Source organism: Thioalkalivibrio sp. ALD1 (assembly GCF_000381245.1).
Taxonomy (GTDB): Bacteria; Pseudomonadota; Gammaproteobacteria; order Ectothiorhodospirales; family Ectothiorhodospiraceae; genus Thioalkalivibrio.
This window is the reverse complement of record NZ_KB906242.1, coordinates 51,229-69,992: the sequence shown is the minus strand read 5'-3', so window position 1 is coordinate 69,992 and position 18,764 is coordinate 51,229. Positions and strand designations below refer to the sequence as shown.

Here is an 18,764-nt window from a genome sequence, read left to right as displayed (position 1 = left end):
ATCGCGGGCAGACGACGGTCAGTCGGCGCGCAAAAAGCGTTTCTGGAGTGCGCGCCGATCACGCTGTACCGGGCTCGGCGTCGGTTCGAGTCTTCGCTCCGCGTACTCCGCCAGCATCCAGAGCATGCGTTCGACGCGGTGCGTTCGCTGCAGCACGCGATCCAGTGCACTCCCGGGCTGGAAATGATCGGGGTCGAGGTAGCGGGCACGCAGGGCATCGAAGCGGCTGCGCTGATTGGCCGTCATGTCGCGCAGCCATGCCAAATCGTCGTGGTCCGTGGAACTCACGGCCATGGTCGCGGTATCCAGCAGACCGCGCAGGGCCTCGAGAACGCGCCCTTCCAGGGCCCGCGCCACCTCGTCGGCCGCGGTTTCGGCGTCGGTCGCGGTCTCACGCAGGTGGTCATACATCTGCTGCTCCAGACGCGCGACCAGCCGAAAGCGGTCACGCAGGGCCTCGTGCCGGCGCGCGGTGGCCTCCAGCAGGGGCTCGCCCGCCAGCCGGTCCAACTCGGCCAACACCGGCTGCAGCAGGTATTCGAAATCCTTGTGCAGGCGTTCCAGCTCCCCGGGCTCGGCCGGGCGAGCTCGCCCCTCGGCATCCTCGGTGAGGTAGGAAGTCAGGCTGGACCAGGCCTCGGTTTCGCGGGGTGCCAGTGCATCCAGACGCCGTTCGGGCAGGGTATGCGGGTCACCCATCTGCAACGGGTTGGGACGGCCCCAGTAGAGAACCCCAAGACGCGCCAGGAACAGCAGCACGATCACCGCATGCGTCGCGATCAGGATAAACCCGAGGCTCAGCTCCACCGGGGGCCAGAGCAGGATCAGCGAATAGAGAATGCCGCCCAGGACCGAGATCTCGGCAAAGGAGTCGCGCTTGAGCATGTCGATATTGAAGTCCGAGCGCACCACATCACGCATGATCACGCCGAACGAGGCGGTCACCACCGCCATTACCGGGCCCCAGAGCCACAACGGGCTGGCCTGCGACTCGACCGCCACACCGACGCCGATCACGGTGAACGAGGCCACTGCCCAGGCATCCAGACCCCGCTGCAGATTCCCCACGACGCGCCCCCCGAGACCCGTCTGCTGGCGCGCAAGGAGTTCCTGGACGACATGCCAGCGCACCAGCACATGGTCATGCAGCTTGTACAGCACAAAGCCGACTCCCACGACCACAATCGGGACCAGCAGGAACTCCGGCGTCTCGAAGATGAAGATCGGGTCGCGGCCCAACAGCAGATCGCGCAGCACGCCGCCACCGATGGCCGGCAACGAGGCCAGGACCAGCGCACCGAACAGGTTGTAGCGTTCGCGCCGGGCGAGGATCAGCCCGGAGGCGGAAAACGCGAGGATCCCCAGCAGGGTGAGCGTATTGAACCAGGTCTCGCTGGTGGCCATTGAGAGAAACGCGGGCAGCACATGCTCGACTTCCAGCGCGACAATCCGGCGGCTGTCCTCCAGTGCCTGCAACTGCGAGTTGAACTGCTCGACGAAGGACTCGGGGACCGTGGCGCGGGAGAACATCACGCGCACGCCAACGGCGCCCAAGTCCAGGGGATGCACCTGAATCAGACGGGCGCGGTCCGTTCGTGCCAGCAGCAGATCCACAATCACGGGATCCGCGACAAAGCCGTCAATCCGGCCCTCAACCAGCGCCTGGATGTGGGCCTCGTCACCGGCGGCGGGGTACAGGCGCGCGTCCTCCCCCGGATCCGCGACCAGATCGGCCAGCTCGCTCGAGGCGTAGGCATAGCCCGTGGTCACGCCCAGCCGGAAGTCTCCGTCCCGTACCGCACGGACCAGGGCCGTGCGGTCCTCGAACACGTAATCACCGCGCTCGCCGGCGCGCACATAGAGGGCGTTCCGTTCCTGGCGGTAAGGCCGCGAATAATGCGCATAGTCGAGGCGCCCGGGCTCGAGATAGGTACCGACGACAAAGTCGATCTCACCGTGGCGCAATGCGGTGAGCTGCTCGCTCCAGGCAAGCGGTACGAACTCGGCGCCGTGCCCGACACCGGCCAGCGCCTCCTGCGCGACCAGCACGTCGAGCCCGGTCGGGGATCCCCGGGACGCGCTGTCGGAATCGGCCTGATACGGGGGACGTTCGAACCAGCCAGAGCGCAGCACGTCCGGTGCCGATTGTTGCGTGATCGGGATCGGGGTGCCGATATCGGCTGCGGACGGGGACGAGGATGCAACGGCGGTTAACGGCGCGAGGACTGCCAGTGCCAAGGCCATCCACATGACCCCTAACCCACACGCGACACGCGAACGCCACTCTCCCAACATTCCCTGATACCACCACTCCCGGACAACGCCCGTCTGACGCCCGGAGCGCGCCTGGGTGCGCCCACCGGGACACCCCGGTATGCTGTCGCCGTCTAAGACCGTCACGGCCTGCCCCTTCTCCATGGACGCTGCATACGCACGATTCCCCAATCCGGCGGCCAATGGCTTCCGCCTCCCCCGGTGCCGCGCCGTTGCCCTGGTGGCGGCCCTGCTCCTTTTCACCAGCACCGCAATGGCCGGCACGCAGACCCTGCGCTTTCAACCCCACTGGGTACCCCAGGCGCAGTTCGCCGGCTTTTACCTTGCCAAGGACATGGGGTGGTACCAGGACGCCGGGGTGGAGCTGGAAATCCTCCCGCACGGCGCGGAGCACCCCGCCCCCGCCACACTGGCCAACGAAGAGGCCGATGTGGCTCTGCTGTACCTCACGCAGGCACTGGAACTCCGCGAACAGGGCGTGGACGTGGTCAACGTAGCACAACTGATCCAGGACTCCTCGCTGGTGCTGGTGTCCCTGGCGGAATCCGGGATCATGGTACCGGAGGATCTCGACGGACAGCGCGTCTCGCGCTGGGCCAGCTTCAGCCTCCAGCCGGAGGCCTTGTTCCGCACCTACGGGGTAGCGCCCGATACGGTCGACCAGGGAGCAACGATGGCTGCATTGCGCACCGGTGCCGTCACGGCGGCAATGGCAACGCGGTACAACGAGTTGGTGGACCTGTATCTATCCGGTCTGGACCCGGACGAAATCGACATCATGCCGCTGGAAGATCACGGCGTAGGCCTGGCCGAAGACGGCATCTACGTCCTGGAATCGACGCTGCGCGAACATCCCGACGCCATCCGCTCGTTTGTCGAGGTTTCCCTGCGCGGTTGGGAGCACGCATTTGCCCATCCGGATGCTGCGCTGGACGCGGTGATGGATCGCATCATCCGCGCCGGGGAGCCGACCAACCGCGCCCACCAGCGTCTGATGCTGGAGGCGTTACGGCCGCTGTACCTGAAAGACGAGACCCTGCGGGGGCCGCGCCTGAACCGGCAGGACTACCAGCTGGCCGTCAGTCTGATGCGCAACCTGGGGCACCTGGAATGGGAGCCCGTGCCGTACGAACAGTTTCACCGGGACGTGATGCATGAACGGCCGTAAGAGCCTCGCGGTCCGCCTGGCGCTGGTCACCCTGCTGACGACCGGCTCGATTTTTTTCGTTTCCTCCGGCGCGCTGTATTTTCTGGTGCGTGACATCATGCTGGAGCACGCCGAGGACCAGGCACGCGAGCTGACTCACGCGACGGCCAACCGCATCCGTTCGTCGCTGAACGAGGTGGCCGGGTCGGCCCAGGGCCTCGCCAGCGCCCTGAACTCGGGACAGATCCGGCCCGATGGCCTGTTCCCGGTGCTGGATGACGTGACCCTCCAGTCCGATGCCGTACAGGGCGCCGCCGTCACCTACGAGCCCTATGCCGCCGACCCCGACGAGCGCTACTACGGCCCGTTTTCCTACGAGACGCCGGATGGCGTCGCGCGGATGAAACTGGGCGGCGACGACTTCGACTACTTCACTCGGGACTGGTACCAGATCTCGGCACTCACGCGTAGCGGCTTCTGGACCGAACCGTTCCCCTCGGCCGCCGACCCGAACCGGCTGATCACCACCCACTCGCGCCCTTTCTTCGACCCCGACGACACGGACAAACTGCGCGGCATCGTCACCATGGACATCGAACTGCCGGCTTTGACCGAGCGGGTCGACGAAGTGGAGATTTTTGACACCGGCTTCGCCTTTCTGGTCAGCCCGCGCACCCGGTTTATCACCTACCCGCAGCGCGACTGGATCATGCGCGAGAGCCTGTTCAGTCTGGCCGAGACACTCGGTGAACCGGATTTGCGCGAGCTGGGCCGACACATCCAGCGTACCGACGAAGGATTCACGCGCGTTCCGAAAGCACTCCTGGATGAGCCGGCACGGCTCTACCATGTGCGCCTGCCCGAGACGAACTGGGCAGTGGGCGTGATCATCCCCGAACGCGAGCTGTTTGGGGACATCCTGCGGGTGATGCACTGGGTGCTGATCATCGCCGCAATCGGCTTTTTCATTCTGCTCGGCACCATCATCGGCATATCGCGCGGGATTACACGGCCATTGAAGGGCCTGGCAACCAGCGCCGGCGAGATCGCCCGCGGAAACCTGGAGCGCCCGCTGCCAGCGATCCGCACCGGCGACGAGGTGGGCCAGCTCGCCCATTCACTGGACGAAATGCGCCTGTCGCTGAAGGACTACATCAATGACTTGACCGCGACCACCGCCGCCAAGGAGCGCATGGAAAGCGAGCTGAAGATCGCACGCAACATCCAGATGAGCTTCCTGCCCAAGCGGCTCGACCTGTCCGACCTGGACGTGGGCATCGATCTCGCGGCGCGCCTGATACCGGCCAAGGAGGTCGGCGGTGACCTGTACGACTTCTTCCCCCTGCGCGAGCACAACGCCCTGTTCTTTGCCGTCGGCGATGTCTCCGACAAGGGCGTGCCGGCCGCGCTGTTCATGGCTGTGACCAAGACTCTGGTCAAGGGCATCGCCGAGCAGGACCCGCGCGATCCCGGCGAGATCCTGACCCGAGTCAATAACGAGCTGTGTCTGAACAACGAAAACGGCATGTTCGTAACCTATCTGTGCGGGGTGCTGGATCTGGGCACTGGCGAGGTCCACTTTGCCAACGCGGGCCACAACCCGCCGCTGATCCGCCGCGCTGATGGCGCGTACGACTGGCTGAGGCTGCCGCCGGGGCTGGTCCTGGGAGCGATGGAAGACATGGAGTACCCGGTGCACACCGTCCAGCTGGCACCCGGCGATTCCTTGCTGCTGTACACCGACGGGGTCACAGAGGCGGCGGATGCGGCGCAGAGTCTCTACGACGAACAGCGGCTGTTCACACTGTTTGGTGAAATTGCCGCGCGCCCGGCGCGACAGCAGGTCGATGCGATACTGGAATCCGTCGCGAATTTCGCCGGCGGCGCCACACAGGCGGATGACATTACCGTGCTGGCGCTACGTTACTGCCCAGGGGACAGGGAGGCCTGCCAGGGAGATGCCCCGGCCGATCGGCGCTAGCGGATCATGGCGTCCAGTGGGTTATCGCGCGGTAGCGCGCGCATCCGGCCTTCGCGCATTTCGTGCGCCACACCCTGCAGGCTGTGGCGACGGCTGGTCACGCCGTCCAGCGACAGGAACAGAAAGCGCCGCGTCGCTTCGCCACGCCAGACCAGCGCCATACGCTGTGCCTCGCCCGTGGCCTTGTCGGCAAACTCGAACCAGTCACCGATACGAATACGCGTCGCCTCGAACACATAGGTATCGTCCTGGTCCGCCAGCAGGTCTGGGTCGTCGTCCTCGAAGCGCACGGAACGGCGCGCCCGGATACGTTCCTGCGGATCGAAGCGGGGCTCGTCCCCGGAGGCCCGGATCCGTTGCAGGTGCGCCTGCCCAAGGTGCTGCACCACGGCCTTCACGCGTTCTTCGGTAACACCGGCGTCGCGCGCGGTCGCGACGATGCGTTGCACCATCGGGTTGACCTCCTGCGGGGTCGCCCGATTACAGATCGCCTTGGCCACGTCCTTCACCGTCTGGTCCAGTTGCTCGGCCGCGTCACCATCGGCGGCCAGCAGATCTTCCCAGGCCTCGGCGATCTGCTCGGCCGAGCGCTCCGGAAGCTCCGCACCCGTCTCCAGTACGCAGATCGTCAGGCTGCGCCGGGCGCGCGCGGAGCGCTCTTCCTGACGCAACGGATCGATGTGGAGGTCCTGCTGATCCTGCCAGCGCGCATCCTCCTCCTCGATCGCCGCCAGCCAGTCGTCCAGCAGGGCCTGCGCGGCGTCGCGATCCATGCTGTCGGCCTCGTGGCGCAGCCGATTCACCGAGTCCTGGATGTGCTGCAGATAGGCCTCGATCGCTTCGTTGCCCTCGGCCTGGTCATCGGGGCTGACGCGCACACCGGTATTGATCAGGCTGCCGATCCACAACCGGAGCGGGTGCGAGCGATCGCGGAAGAAGGCGAGATCCCGGATCACCACGCGCGCCAGCGAAAACTGCATGTCCGCGATGGCCGCCCGCACGCGCGAGTTGAACCCGACCTGCCGAAAGATGTGATCGAACATCCCCTGCAGCAGATCGAGGATGAACGGCGTCAGCGATTCGCGCGAAAAGTCCGCGGACTCCGGATCGGTGCGTGCACCACCGGCACCCGGAACAGCCCCGCCCCCTTCCGGCACGCCGACCGCATGGGGCGAACTGGCAGGCATGCCCTGCGCCTGGACCACCCCCCGCGCCCATTGGGCCCAGGCGGCAGGATCGGCATCCGGCGTCGGCATTTCGCGCGACCCGGCAGTAGCCGCGGCTCCCAGGCCCAGCGCCGCCATATCGCCATCGTCGGAAGAGTGCGCCGGGCTTTTCGGTTTACTGGTCGCGGTGTACTGGGCCCAGCTCGCACGTTGCTGGGGCACGCTCTCCGCTGTCTGTGTCTCCGGGTTTCGCGGCGGCTCCTTGACCAGACCGCACTCGTCAATGGTTTCCACCACGAATGCCAGCATCGGGGCCCCGGTACGGCCCATGCACTGCACATAGGCACGCATCAGGTCCAGGGTCATCGCCGTACGGCCAAACTGGCGCTCCGCCGCCTCGATCAGGCGTTCGTACCAGTGCAGCGGTGACCACGGCGCCCAGCCCGGATGCTCGAAACGATGTTCCTCACGCGCGGCCTGCTGGAACATGTAGTACGAATAGCGATTGTGCTCGCGGATCACGCCTTCGAGCTTGTGACGCAAGGAACGCCGAGTACTCTGGTAGTCGTCGAGGATTTGCAGACCGGAGTCATTCCCCGCATAGCGCGTCCCGGAGAAATCGTACTGGGGCGGATAGGTGGTAGTACGCAGATCGCGCTCAAGGGCCTCTTCGAACTCCCGTCGCAGCACGTACTGGTACGCCTGAAGCTGGTTGGCCCACTCGACCGCATCGCCCGCGTGTTCCCCCCAGGCCCGGCCGGCATCCCACTCGGACGCGACCCAACCCATGCATTGGTCCAGGTGATCGACCACGCGCGGGGAGATGCCCCCCGCCAGTTCTGCGCGCTGAACCTCGGACAGCCCCGACAGACCACTCCAGATCGCCGTATCGTCGTGGTACTGACCTCGTTCCTTCGAGTCCGATCCCGCCATGTGTTCCGCCTTCGCGACCGGCCGCGACGCGGCCGTTAGCCCGGTGTTAGGCAGCTAGTGTACAGATCGGGAAGCGGTATAACAGCTACAATTTCCGTTTTTCGCCGCGAACGGGTGTGGAAATGGGTCACCTAGGGAGACGCTGATTGAATCGCACGTCCGCGTTGGTGCCCCCTGTTTTCCGAGACAAGGCGCGTCGTGCAGCGGGTAGAGGTTCTACCCGCCCGTTGCTGATTGATTCGGGGCGCAACGCAGGATCGGGGAACAGGGGGCGCCAACCCCACAAGCCATCGAAAGCAGGGGCTCGGCCGCCCGTTGTTGATCAAAAACGGGCGCGGGAACGGCGTTGCGGTTCCCTTGTGCAGAATGACTGCACGGCCGTCACCGCGCCTTGTTCCCACGCAAAAGCGACTCGAGCGCGGACGCGCGATTAAATCAGCGTCTCCCTAGTCGTCCAGCGGCTCGGAACCCACCTGCACCATGCCGTCATGCACACGGGTGGGGAAGCGGGTCAGGGGGTCTTCCGCCGGAGGCTCCATGACCTCGCCGGTGCGCAGGCAGAACTGGGCCTCGTGTAACGGACAGGTGATGCAGTCGTCATCATCCAGTTCGCCATCGGCGATGGGCACCTCCTCATGCGTACAGAGGTTTTCCACCGCGTAGAACTCGCCAGCCAGGTTGAAGATCGCGACCTCGGTCCCCGCCGTCTCCACCAGGCGGTGGTCGCCGTCCTCGATACTGTCCGCCGGTGCCACGTCGATCCAGTCGCTCATCGTTCCCCCGAAGATTTCCGAGTCGGTTGTGTCATTTCCGGGCCCACGCTCCCCATGTCAGTGATTGGCGTCCAGCGCCGCCGTTGCGGCCGGATCGATCTCGATCAGTCGCCCTTCCTCCGGGTGGTAACTGAAGCGTCCAACCACGCGGATGTGTTCACCCAGCCGGTCCGATACCTCTTCGTGCGGCTCGACCGCCACGCGGTTTACATCCTCGTCCTCCAGCCAGTAGTGGTAGCGCTCGGGATCCTCGTCGAAACGCTTGACCACACCTTCGGTCTGCACCAGTTCGCCGTTGAACTCGGCAGCCGCCCCTGCGAGCTGGGCCAGAGTCACCTCCGAGACGCGCTCCCCGCCCCCACAGGCGGAAAGACCGAGTACCAGCAAAGGAACCAGGGACAGGGGGCGTAGCAGAGTCGTCATGAGCATCTCCGGACAGAACTAACCTTGTAGTAATCTACCGAGGGTATCGAAACACGCTTTCGACGTCCCGATTCACCCTGCCGCAAGCGGTAATGCGATGGCCAAGACCTTTCCCGAGCTGGATGAACGGCTCACCACCTTTATCCATGAACAGCCGGTGTACTTCGTGGGGTCGGCACCCCTCGCAGCCGACGGGCACGTAAACCTGTCCCCCAAGGGACTGGACACCCTGCGCGTTCTCGGTCCTCATCGGGTGGCCTATCTGGACCTGACAGGCTCGGGCAACGAAACCTCCGCTCATCTGGCCGAAAACGGCCGCATCACGCTGATGTTCTGCGCCTTTTCCGGAAAACCGAAGATTTTGCGGCTGTACGGCCAGGGCAGGAGCGTGCTCCCGTCCGACGCTGACTGGGACGCACTGAACAGTGCCTTTCCGGAACATCCGGGGACGCGTCAGATCGTCGATGTCGAGATCCACCGCATCCAGACCTCCTGTGGGTTTGGCGTCCCCGAGGGCGAGCTCCGGCCACGCGCCACATTGACCGAGTGGAGCGAACGCAAGGGCCCGGAAGGCCTGAAACGCTACTGGGAGGAGAAGAACGCGGTCAGTATCGATGGACTGGACACGCCGCTAGGGAAACACTGATTGATCAGCTAACGAGTTTTCGCCTGACGCGTCAGCAGGCGGTCGAGCTGGTTGGCAAAGGCCTGGCGATCGGCCTGGCTGAACGCCGCCGGGCCGCCCGTATCCACACCACTGGAACGCAGGGTCTCCATGAAATCGCGCATGCTCAGGCGCTCGCGTATCGTGCCCTCGGTATACAGTTCGCCGCGCGGATTCAGCGCCTGGGCGCCCTTGGCGATGGCCTCGGCGGCCAGCGGTATATCGGCGGTGATCACCAGGTCACCCGCCTCCAGCCGCCGCACGATCTCGTTGTCCGCCACGTCAAAGCCGGCGCCGACCTGAAGGGAGTCGATCCACTTCGAGGGCGGCGTCCGCAGGGGCTGGTTGGCCACCAGCGTCAGCGGTACCTGGGTGCGATTGGCCGCCCGGAACAGGATCTCCTTGATCACCGCGGGACAGGCGTCCGCGTCTACCCATATCTTCATGCTCATCGATCGCTGGCCCGAGAAAGTTCCGCAGCATAGTGGGTTCGGCGATCGGGGGCACACTCCACCACTTGCGGGTTGGCCGTGACCCCATCCCTCGTGCCACGGTGATACGCTCAACGGAAACGACGCACCCGCGTACGTCGACAAGGAGCGCCCCATGGGTATCGAAGTCACCGGAATTCTCGGTCTGATCTGGCTGATCATCGTGATCTGGGCCATCGTCCGTACCGCACAGAGTCCGGCGGGGCCTGTGGTCAAGCTACTGTGGATTCTGATCCTGCTGTTCCTGCCGGTGTTGGGCCTGATCGCCTGGCTGCTCCTCGGGCCGAAGTAGTCCAGGGCCCCCGCCGGGGGAGACGCTGGGCTAGTCGCCGTCCCCGCGTCGCTCCAGCTGCTCGATCAGTAGCTGGCCTTCGGCCCGCGAATCGCGCAACCACTCCAGCAAAGCCTGCTGAGACCCGAAGACGGCCACGTCCACGCGGTGTACGGCATCGGGTTTCGTAATCGGCGTTTTTCGTTCACTGACCGCCAGCGGGCCATATCGGCCAAAATCCGGCGTTACGACGTTATCGGTTGCAGGCCCCTCCTGGACAACACCCCCGTCTCCCGATTCGTCGCTTCCCTGGCGATCCAGACGCTCGTGGATACGGGCCAGCACGCTTTCACAGGTGCCGGGATGCTGAATGATCCACTCGATCAGGGCCTCGGGATCCACCGCGGGGATGCCAAAACGATCACGGTAGTCGGCTTCCAGTGCCTGGATCCATTCGGCCATTGCACACGGCTCGTCGAGCTCGCTTGCCAGACTGCGAAACTCCTTACGCAAGGCCTCGAATCGTTCCTTCACGCTATTGCGGGATCCCGATACCGGCGCGTCCACAGGCGGAGTGGAGTCCGGTTCCGCGGGTAACTGCTCCGATGCCGTTGCAGCGGCCCCGGAATCCGCATCCGCGGGCTCTTCCGGCCTGGGCGCACGCAACAGCTGACGAAACCAGAAGCGGCTGAACGACGAGCGGTTCGAGGAATCCCAGGGCAGCTCGTTCAGGGCCTGTGCAAGCCGCTGAAACGGGCGCACCGACGGATCATGCTCCGAGAACATCGCCACGGGGTGCTGCAAGGTCACGGCCGCCCGCAGGCTTTCATCGCGCTGGATAAAGCCGAGAAAGCCCACCGAGATCCCCAGGTACTTTTCCACCGCGCCGCTGAAGCGCTGATAAACGGCACGCGCCTCGCTGATATCGGCCACCATGTTCACGACCACCTGGCAATCCACCGGATGCCGGCGCAGCGCGACTTTCAGCAACGAGAAGGCGTCGGTGAGCGACGTCGGCTCCGGCGTGATCACCAGCAGCGCCTGATGCCCGGCCGCGACGAAGTCCAGCGTGGTGTCGCCAATCCCCGCGGCGGTATCCAGGATCAGATCATCGAAATGCTGCTCGATCCGCGCCAGCTCGGTCACCAGCCGCCGCTGCCGCGCAGCCGACAGCTCCACGCAATCGCGGATACCCGAAGCCCCGGGGATGATCTTCATCCCATATGGCCCATCGAGCAGGATGTCCTCGATCGGGCATTCCCCGGCCAGGACGTCCGCCAACCCCTTTTGTGGGTGCAGCCCCAGCAGGATATTGACGTTTGCCAGCCCAGTATCCGCATCCAGGACACATACCCTGCGTCCGGCCCGGGCCAGCGTGATCCCCAGGTTGACCGCGATACTGGACTTGCCCACCCCTCCCTTGCCACTGGTGACCGCGAGCACGCGGGGTATCGATATCGGCGTACGGTTACTGTCGGACTCCGGGTGATTCATGGGCTTCAAAGCCTCCTGCCTCTCGAACGGCCTCACGGACACCTCACACTTGATCTAACGGAATCGCTGGCACAAGGCAAGTCCGAGCAGTATAGTCAGGAACCAGAAGGCCTTTGCGGCGCGGTGGACCACGCGGCGGACCGGCCACGGATCGGGGAAATTGAAGGGCACCGTCTCAGGTCCCCGGGGAGGAGCATGGCCACGGCGTATACGGCAACGGAAACGGAGACGATTCCCAGCCTCCCCCAGGCTCTGATTTCCGTTCTGGATGCCAGCCAGGCAGGCGAGGCCGATTTCGAGGCCCTGAGCCGGGCCATTCTTCGCGACACGGGCATGACCAGCCGACTCCTGGCCGCAGCCAACTCCCCCTTCTATTACCGCGGCTCGCCGTGCCGCACCATTGACCGCGCCCTGTTCAGCCTCGGGCTGGACACCGTGCGCAGCCTGGCGCTGACCGCTGCGATTCAGCAACTTTTCGGACACTACCAGCCCCGGCATCGCAGTGCACTGCGGATCATCTGGCGCCAGGCCCTGACCACTGCGATGCTCGGCCAGGTCCTCGCCTCGCTCACACGCTACCCACGGCCCGAAGACGCCTACCTGGCGGGATTACTGGTCGACCTCGGCAAGCTGATGCGCCTGGCCACCGACGAGGCCAGTTACTGGCCCGTGCTCGAGGGCAGTGCCAATGATCGCGAGCTGGTGGACCGTGAACGCGAAACCTACGGTCAGCACCATGCGGAGCTTGCTGCCCAGCGCCTGGGCCAGTGGGGTCTGAATGGCTTTGTCGCCGATGCCGTACGCTTCCATCTGGAGCCCACCGACCAGGTACGCGATGCACACCATCTGGTCAAGGTCACTCATCTCGCCCACCGTCTTGGCTGCGAAGACCCCGATGACTTGAGCGACCCGGCGCTCGCTGCAGCACATGATCTGTTTGGCCTCAACGAGGGCTTGACGCGAGAGCTGCGCAAGCGGATCGAAGACGACGTCGAGCGGGTGGCGGGGTCGCTCGGGATCGAGCTGGATTCGAGGCCGGACCCGGCACAAGGCGACGAGACCGATCCCGATCAGGCCGCGCGCGAGGCATTGGGGATGCGCGTACGCGACCTGACCGAGCTGGAACGGCTAACGGGCGAGATGCTCCGCACCGAGGGCCCACACGAGCGGGCCCGGGCCGCCCAACGAACCCTGTTCCTCACGCTGGGCATCGAGCGTAGCCTGATTTTCCTGACGGACACCGATGGCATGTCGGTTTCCGCATGGCTCGACGAAGAAGACGAACCCGACTTCACACTGCCCCTGCTCCCCGGACGGAGCCTCGTGACCGACACCCTGCTGGAACGCGAGATGCGCCGCCACGAACTCGCCACCGAAACGGCGGCTCCGGTAATCGATCAGCAACTGTTTCGGTTATGCGAGGCCGAGATCCTCTGGGCCTTTCCCCTGCTGGCCGATCGCCAGGCACCTCCGGCAGGCGTACTGATACTCGGGCTGGACACGGCGCGGGCACAGGCGCTCGAAGAGCGCAGCGAGTTCATTCGGGCGCTGGCGCGCGAGATTGCGCGTGCGCTTGTGGCGCCCGACACCCCACACGTGGAACCGCTTGAGCGAAGGCGCAGCGACCAAGCGACTCAGCAGCGAATCCGCGAGACGCTGCACGAAGCGGGCAACCCGCTCAGCATCATTCAGAACTATCTGAGCGTACTGAACGCGAAGCTGGGCGAGGAACACGAAGCCAACCACGAGCTGGCCCTGATCAAGGAAGAGATCGATCGCGTCGGACGCATCCTGCTGCGGCTGCAAGACCCCAACCGGGACATCACGGGGCCGACGGCAACGTTGAATCGCCTGGTCCAGGACGTGGCCGAGATCGTGGATCATTCGCTTTGCCGCACGCGCGGGATCCGCATGGAGCTCGACCTGGCACCCGGCGACCCGCCCCTGTCCGTCCCCAGCGACCATGTACGCCAGATACTGACCAACTTGCTCAAGAACGCCGCCGAGGCACTCGAGTCCGGAGGCTGCATTCGCTTGCAGACCCGGGACCCCGAGGACCTTCACGGACAACGCGTGGTAACCCTGGTTGTCGCAGATGATGGCCCGGGGCTTCCCGAGGAGGTTCGCGCGGCGCACTATCGCCCGGTCAAGTCACAAAAAGGCGCAAGTCATGCAGGACTGGGCCTGAGCATTGTCCGCCGCCTGGCGGACGAGATCGGCGCCCACATCCACTGCGACAGTGACCGCGAAGGAACGCGGTTCGAAATTCGTCTTCCGCATCGCGAAACCGAAGCGGGAGAGGTCGGAACGGGACAGGGATAGTCCGCAAACGATGATGCGAGCCTACGGCGGGAGCCACCCATGACCGAATCCGGCCAGACCAAATCGCCGCGCATTCTCGTCGTCGACGACGACGCCCGCCTCCTCGACAGCGTGCGCCAGCTGCTGGAGCTACAAACGTTCACGGTGGAAACCGCCCCGGGCGGAGGGGCCGCCATCGAGATCCTCCGACGCGACCCGCCCGATCTCCTGCTGCTCGACCTTTGCATGCCGGAACTGGGAGGACGGGATGTCCTGCGTTTCATACAGGCCGCCGGCCTCGCGGTCCCGGTCGTTGTGATCAGCGGCAACACCTCGGTTGACGATGTCGCCGGGGCCCTGCGTGAAGGCGCCTCCGATTATCTGAAAAAGCCGTACCAGCCGGACGAGCTGCTGGCGACCGTGCGCAATGCCCTGCACAAGAAAGAACTCGAAGACGCCAACCGCAACATGCGCACGCGCCTGGAGCGTTCCGAGCGCCTGCACCGGCTGATCGTGAACAACTCCCCGGACATCGTGTTCATCCTGGACCGCGAAGGGCGTTTTCGTTTCGTGAATTCGCGCGTACACGAACTGCTTGGCTACTCCCGCCAGGACCTTCTGGACACCCGTGTGCTGGACCTCGTGGAGCCGGATGACCACGAAAAGGCGGAGTATTTCTTCGAACAGGCCGGACGCAGCCATGCCCATATCCGCTCCGTGGAACTGGCGCTGAAACCCCGTGAAATGGCCCGTACCCGGCGCTATTTCGAGGTCGCGGTCTGGCCCACGGCGGCCAGCGACGACACGGGCGAGACCCTGATCTACGGGACCGCTCGCGACATCACCGACCGCAAGGAATCCGAGGCCTTTATCAATTTTCAGGCCTACCATGACCTGCTCACCCGCCTGCCGAACCGTGCCCTGTTCCGCGACCGCGTCGACGTGGCCATCGCCCAGGCCCAACGGCACAGTCACCCGCTGGCAGTGATGTTCATCGACCTCAACCGCTTCAAGGTAATCAACGATTCACTGGGCCACACCATCGGCGACCGCCTGCTGCAGGCGGTCGCCCAGCGCCTGCTCGGCTGCATCCGCAAGGGGGACACACTGTCGCGATTCGGCGGTGACGAATTCACCCTGCTGCTACCGGAGATCAGCGACAAGAATGCGGCCGTCGAGGTCGCCGAAAAGATCCTGCAGAGCCTGAGCACTCCGTTTCACCTGGGCGGGGACCACGAGCTGTATGTCGGGGCAAGCATCGGGATCGCCATCTACCCCGAGGGGGGCGATACGCTCGAAGCGCTGATCCGCCACGCTGACATCGCGATGTACCGCGAAAAGAACACGGGCAAGAACGGCATCCGCCTGTTCGCCCCGGAGATGCACGGCAACACACCCCACCGTCTGCAACTTGAGCAGGACCTGCGCAAGGCGCTTGAGCGTGAAGAGTTCCACATCCTCTACCAGCCGCAGGTCGACGGCGAGACGGGACAGCTCCTGGGGGTCGAGGCGCTGATTCGCTGGGATCACCCCGATCGCGGCGTGCTCGGGCCGGCCGAGTTCATCCCGGTAGCCGAGGACACACGCCTGATTGTCGACCTGGATCGCGCCACCCTGCGCAACGTCTGCGACATCCGCGATGCCCATCGACGGGTAAAGGATCTGCGCCTGGCGGTAAATCTGTCGCCGGTTCTGATCGAGCGTGATGACTTTGTCGACGGCGTCCTGGGCCTGTTGGTGGAGACCGGCTTCCCTCCCGAGTTGCTGGAGATCGAGATCACCGAAAGCCTGTTGATGAGCGACACCCACGACACCGTGGCCAAGCTGAACCGCCTGTGCGAGGCCGGGGTCCAGGTCGCTGTGGACGACTTTGGTACCGGCTATTCGTCTCTCAGCTATCTACAGAAGCTCCCGGTCCACACGCTGAAGATCGACCGTAGCTTTACCCACACCATCTGCACCGAGGGCGAGGCCTGCATTGTCAACGCGATTGTTTCCATGGCGCGCGGCCTGCAGATGAACATCATCGCGGAGGGCGTGGAAACCTCGTCCCAACAGAACTATCTGCGCCGCCTCGGCTGCCCGATGATGCAGGGCTTCCTGTTCGGCCATCCCTCCCCGCTCGCGGACCTGTTGCAACAGGAATCGGACTTCGGGCGTCACACCGTCCGATCCTGAGTCCGGTTACAGCCACATCCCGCCCTCGCGGCAGGCTATGCGTCAATACCTTGCAGAGCCTTGTCAGCCGGTGCCGGACGACCCAGCAGATAACCCTGCCCGAAACGACAGCCCTCGCCCAGCAGGAAGGCCTGCTGTCCGGCCTCTTCCACACCCTCGGCGATCAGATCCAGCCCCAGCGCCTCGGCCAGGGCAATGATCGCGCATATGATCGATTCGTTATTGCGGGAGTAGCCGATATCGCGGACCAGTGACTGGTCGATCTTCAACCGCCGCAGCGGCAGCCGGCGCAGATGCGCCAGGTTGGAGTAGCCCGAACCGAAGTCATCCATGGCCAGTGTCACACCCAGGGTGTCCAGGCGGTGCAGAACGGCCAGGGCCCGCTCCGGCTGCTCCATCATCATGGTCTCGGTCAATTCCAGCTCGAGCCGGCCGGGCTCCAGAGCATGACGCGCCAGGATCTCCTGAATCGCCGCCACCAGAGTCTCGTCATGCAGTTCCCGGGCCGAGAGATTCACCGCCACCGTCGGTATCTTGCGGCCTTCCTGGTCCCAGTGCGCCAGTTGGGCACAGGCCGCGTTCAGCACCCAACGGTCGATGGCCTGAATCATCCCGGTCTCCTCCGCCAGTGGTATGAATTCCGCCGGCGAAACCATTCCCCTTTGCGGGTGGCGCCAGCGCACCAGCGCCTCCATACCCACCAGTCGGCCCGTCCGCATGTCCCGCTGCGGCTGGAAGTAGAGCAGCAGTTCATTGTTGGCGACCGCGCTACGCAAATCGTTTTCCAGGAACAGGCGATGTTCGGTCTGAGCTCCCATTCCCGGCTCGTAGACATGCCACGTATCGCCACCAACGCTGCGTGACACGGCCATCGCAATCTCCGCCGCTGTCAGCAGTTCGTCGCGCGTAGTGCCATGTTCGGGGAACGTCGCCATCCCCACACTTGCGGTCGTCACCAGCGAGCGTCCGCCAACGGCACTGGGCTCGCGCAGGGCCTCCAGCAAGCGCTCGAAGAAGGGGACAGCACCCGTGTCCAGCGGTGGCGACTCGACGATCAGGCAGAACTCGTCGGCACCCACACGCGAAATGGTATCCTGCGGCCCCAGCAGGCGCCCGAGCCGCTCGCCCATGGCCTCCAGCACCCGGTCTCCCGCGGATGTTCCAAGGGTTTCGTTGACATTCCGAAAGCGGTCAAGGTCAATCAGCACGACCCAGCGAACCTGGCCATCGGCCAGCGCCCGATCCAGCGTGTGTCCCAGACGATCATGCAGCAATACGCGATTGGGCAACCCCGTGCACGAGTCATAGTGCGCCATCTGCCGCAACGCTTCCTTTTGTTCCATGCTGGCGGTCAGGTCCGTCCAGCTGCCAACCACCTCGGCTCCGCCCTGCCCCTGGATTCTGCCAGGCACGATCCGCAGCTCGTCGCGGATATGGCGCAGCTTGCCCCAGCCATCGAACAGCCGTAGCTCACGGACCATATGACGTTCCTGGAGCAGACGCCGATTCTCGCGCAGGGCGGTCGGCCGGTCCTCCGGGTGCACTTGTTGTTCCCACCAGCCCGGTTGCAGGGCGGTCTCGGGATCGAACCCGAACAGGCGCTGGAAATTGCCACTTACCCAAAGGAGTTTGAAATCCTGCGCATTGAGTTGATAGAGCACCACGGGCCCACTCTCCAGCAGATGCTCGAGCCGCTGGTTGGCTTCGCGCAAATCATGCGTCCTTGCGCGCACCGTGCGCCTCAGCCAAAGCGCCATCAGCGCCAGAACAAGCGCGCTCCCCCCAGCGGCGGCCAGGGCCGGCCACGCCCACGCCGGAATCTCGCTCCCGAGGGTCGTCGGCTCCAGAGCCTGCTCCATCGCCTGGTGATAGGGCGAACCGGCCTCACCCTTCCAACGCTGCAGATAGGCGTCAAGGACGTCCAGTCGCTCAGCCTGCCTCCCGGGCGCGGCCGCAAAATAGAGACCGACCTGGTCAAAGGTGATGGGCGTTTCCACCAGCATGTGCTGACGAGCGTGACGGCGTCCATAAAAGTTGTTGCTGATCGCAACGTCGGCCTCGCCCGCGGTGACTGCACCCAGCACGGATTGCATGTCGGGACGAAGTACGAGTGTCCAGTCCAGACCCTCGCTCCGCGCATACTCGCGCAGATAATCGCTTTGAACCGAACCATCGAGCACCGCCAGCCGGAGGCCTTCCAGTGACTCCATGCGGTCCAGGCCCGAGTTGACGGGAGCCAGCACCTGACTCCACGCCTGAACCACCGGAATCGAATGGAACGCAAGGCTTTCACGACGTTCCGGAGTCAGGGCGACATCCGGCATCAGGTCGATCTCGCCCGCTTCCAGTGCATCCAGACAGGCCGACCACTCGCACGAGACGTACTCCACCTGCCAGTGCTCGCGGCGGGCAATGGCCTCCAGAAGCTCCACGAACACGCCACCGGCCGCCCCGTCGTCGCCGGTGCCGACCTTGGGCACATTCTCGTAAAGCCCGACGCGCACGTTCTCGTCCGCGCTGACCCCAACCGACAGGCACATTGTGGCGGCGAGCAGAAGGCCCATGGCCGACGCTCGCCATGCTCTCCACACACAGCTGCTGATGTCGTTGAAGAAAATCAATGCACGCCCCTGTGCGACAGGCCCCGCATAGTGCCATGAATGGCCAC

Annotated in this window: 13 protein-coding genes; 6 read left to right on the top strand and 7 right to left on the bottom strand. The window is 64.8% G+C overall.

Annotation, left to right across the window (positions count from 1 at the left end; all coding sequences use genetic code 11):
- Positions 1-18: 18 nt before the first annotated feature.
- Positions 19-2,244 carry a TRIC cation channel family protein gene (locus tag F623_RS0104960; RefSeq protein ID WP_018868346.1) on the bottom strand — a complete coding sequence of 742 codons (2,226 nt, stop codon included), beginning with the start codon at positions 2,242-2,244 and terminating at the stop codon, positions 19-21.
- 130 nt (positions 2,245-2,374) lie between these two features.
- Here F623_RS0104960 and F623_RS0104955 point away from each other — a divergent pair, with 130 nt between their 5' ends.
- The gene (locus F623_RS0104955) at positions 2,375-3,442 is read left to right on the top strand and encodes an ABC transporter substrate-binding protein (protein ID WP_018868347.1); all 1,068 of its coding nucleotides are present in this window, start codon (positions 2,375-2,377) and stop codon (positions 3,440-3,442) included.
- A complete protein-coding gene (locus F623_RS0104950; protein WP_018862210.1) occupies positions 3,429-5,402 on the top strand; it encodes a SpoIIE family protein phosphatase in 1,974 nt (657 codons plus the stop codon). Before F623_RS0104955 ends, F623_RS0104950 begins: the two co-directional genes overlap by 14 nt.
- On the opposite strand, the gene F623_RS0104945 is transcribed toward F623_RS0104950, so the two are convergent.
- The 3 genes from F623_RS0104945 to F623_RS0104935 all read right to left on the bottom strand — a co-directional run bounded on the left by F623_RS0104945 (position 5,399) and on the right by F623_RS0104935 (position 8,697).
- Complete coding sequence (locus F623_RS0104945; RefSeq protein WP_018868348.1) at positions 5,399-7,501, bottom strand: DUF1631 family protein; 2,103 nt, start codon at positions 7,499-7,501, stop codon at positions 5,399-5,401. The two genes, F623_RS0104950 and F623_RS0104945, sit on opposite strands and share 4 nt — an antisense overlap.
- A 446-nt stretch (positions 7,502-7,947) precedes the next feature.
- On the bottom strand, positions 7,948-8,274 hold the full coding sequence (locus tag F623_RS0104940; RefSeq protein WP_018862208.1) for a non-heme iron oxygenase ferredoxin subunit: 327 nt from the start codon (positions 8,272-8,274) through the stop codon (positions 7,948-7,950).
- A 57-nt stretch (positions 8,275-8,331) separates the two neighbouring features.
- Positions 8,332-8,697: a hypothetical protein gene (locus tag F623_RS0104935; protein ID WP_018862207.1), complete on the bottom strand. Its 366-nt coding sequence runs from the start codon at positions 8,695-8,697 to the stop codon at positions 8,332-8,334.
- 97 nt (positions 8,698-8,794) lie between these two features.
- Between F623_RS0104935 and F623_RS0104930 the strand changes: the two genes are divergently transcribed.
- Entirely contained in the window at positions 8,795-9,343 is a 549-nt protein-coding gene (locus tag F623_RS0104930) for a pyridoxamine 5'-phosphate oxidase family protein (protein WP_018862206.1), read from the top strand.
- Positions 9,344-9,351: 8 nt separating this feature from the next.
- Here F623_RS0104930 and F623_RS0104925 read toward each other — a convergent pair whose 3' ends face one another.
- On the bottom strand, positions 9,352-9,807 hold the full coding sequence (locus F623_RS0104925) for a YaiI/YqxD family protein (RefSeq protein ID WP_018868349.1): 456 nt from the start codon (positions 9,805-9,807) through the stop codon (positions 9,352-9,354).
- Positions 9,808-9,967: 160 nt separating this feature from the next.
- On the opposite strand from F623_RS0104925, the gene F623_RS13095 reads away from it, so the two are divergent.
- Positions 9,968-10,144, top strand: a complete 177-nt coding sequence (locus F623_RS13095) for a PLDc N-terminal domain-containing protein (protein WP_018862204.1) — start codon at positions 9,968-9,970, stop codon at positions 10,142-10,144.
- A gap of 30 nt (positions 10,145-10,174) precedes the next feature.
- Here F623_RS13095 and F623_RS0104915 read toward each other — a convergent pair whose 3' ends face one another.
- Positions 10,175-11,617 (bottom strand): P-loop NTPase, encoded by a 1,443-nt coding sequence (locus F623_RS0104915; RefSeq protein ID WP_018868350.1) that lies wholly within the window; start codon positions 11,615-11,617, stop codon positions 10,175-10,177.
- Positions 11,618-11,812: 195 nt separating this feature from the next.
- Between F623_RS0104915 and F623_RS0104910 the strand changes: the two genes are divergently transcribed.
- Both F623_RS0104910 and F623_RS0104905 read left to right on the top strand, forming a co-directional pair.
- The gene (locus tag F623_RS0104910) at positions 11,813-13,939 is read left to right on the top strand and encodes an HDOD domain-containing protein (RefSeq protein ID WP_018868351.1); all 2,127 of its coding nucleotides are present in this window, start codon (positions 11,813-11,815) and stop codon (positions 13,937-13,939) included.
- A gap of 39 nt (positions 13,940-13,978) precedes the next feature.
- The gene (locus F623_RS0104905) at positions 13,979-16,096 is read left to right on the top strand and encodes an EAL domain-containing protein (protein ID WP_019572154.1); all 2,118 of its coding nucleotides are present in this window, start codon (positions 13,979-13,981) and stop codon (positions 16,094-16,096) included.
- 35 nt (positions 16,097-16,131) lie between these two features.
- On the opposite strand, the gene F623_RS0104900 is transcribed toward F623_RS0104905, so the two are convergent.
- Positions 16,132-18,660, bottom strand: a complete 2,529-nt coding sequence (locus F623_RS0104900; RefSeq protein WP_018868353.1) for an EAL domain-containing protein — start codon at positions 18,658-18,660, stop codon at positions 16,132-16,134.
- Between the last annotated feature and the right edge of the window lie 104 nt (positions 18,661-18,764).

What these genes read in the sequence shown, in the direction of transcription:
- F623_RS0104940 (WP_018862208.1), bottom strand. Translation starts at nt 8,274, where the DNA reads ATGAGCGACTGGATCGACGTGGCACCGGCGGACAGTATCGAGGACGGC.
- F623_RS0104910 (WP_018868351.1), top strand. Translation starts at nt 11,813, where the DNA reads ATGGCCACGGCGTATACGGCAACGGAAACGGAGACGATTCCCAGCCTC.
- F623_RS13095 (WP_018862204.1), top strand. Translation starts at nt 9,968, where the DNA reads ATGGGTATCGAAGTCACCGGAATTCTCGGTCTGATCTGGCTGATCATC.
- F623_RS0104945 (WP_018868348.1), bottom strand. Translation starts at nt 7,501, where the DNA reads ATGGCGGGATCGGACTCGAAGGAACGAGGTCAGTACCACGACGATACG.
- F623_RS0104960 (WP_018868346.1), bottom strand. Translation starts at nt 2,244, where the DNA reads ATGGCCTTGGCACTGGCAGTCCTCGCGCCGTTAACCGCCGTTGCATCC.
- F623_RS0104950 (WP_018862210.1), top strand. Translation starts at nt 3,429, where the DNA reads ATGAACGGCCGTAAGAGCCTCGCGGTCCGCCTGGCGCTGGTCACCCTG.
- F623_RS0104925 (WP_018868349.1), bottom strand. Translation starts at nt 9,807, where the DNA reads ATGAAGATATGGGTAGACGCGGACGCCTGTCCCGCGGTGATCAAGGAG.
- F623_RS0104955 (WP_018868347.1), top strand. Translation starts at nt 2,375, where the DNA reads ATGCTGTCGCCGTCTAAGACCGTCACGGCCTGCCCCTTCTCCATGGAC.
- F623_RS0104935 (WP_018862207.1), bottom strand. Translation starts at nt 8,697, where the DNA reads ATGACGACTCTGCTACGCCCCCTGTCCCTGGTTCCTTTGCTGGTACTC.
- F623_RS0104915 (WP_018868350.1), bottom strand. Translation starts at nt 11,617, where the DNA reads ATGAATCACCCGGAGTCCGACAGTAACCGTACGCCGATATCGATACCC.
- F623_RS0104930 (WP_018862206.1), top strand. Translation starts at nt 8,795, where the DNA reads ATGGCCAAGACCTTTCCCGAGCTGGATGAACGGCTCACCACCTTTATC.
- F623_RS0104900 (WP_018868353.1), bottom strand. Translation starts at nt 18,660, where the DNA reads ATGGGCCTTCTGCTCGCCGCCACAATGTGCCTGTCGGTTGGGGTCAGC.
- F623_RS0104905 (WP_019572154.1), top strand. Translation starts at nt 13,979, where the DNA reads ATGACCGAATCCGGCCAGACCAAATCGCCGCGCATTCTCGTCGTCGAC.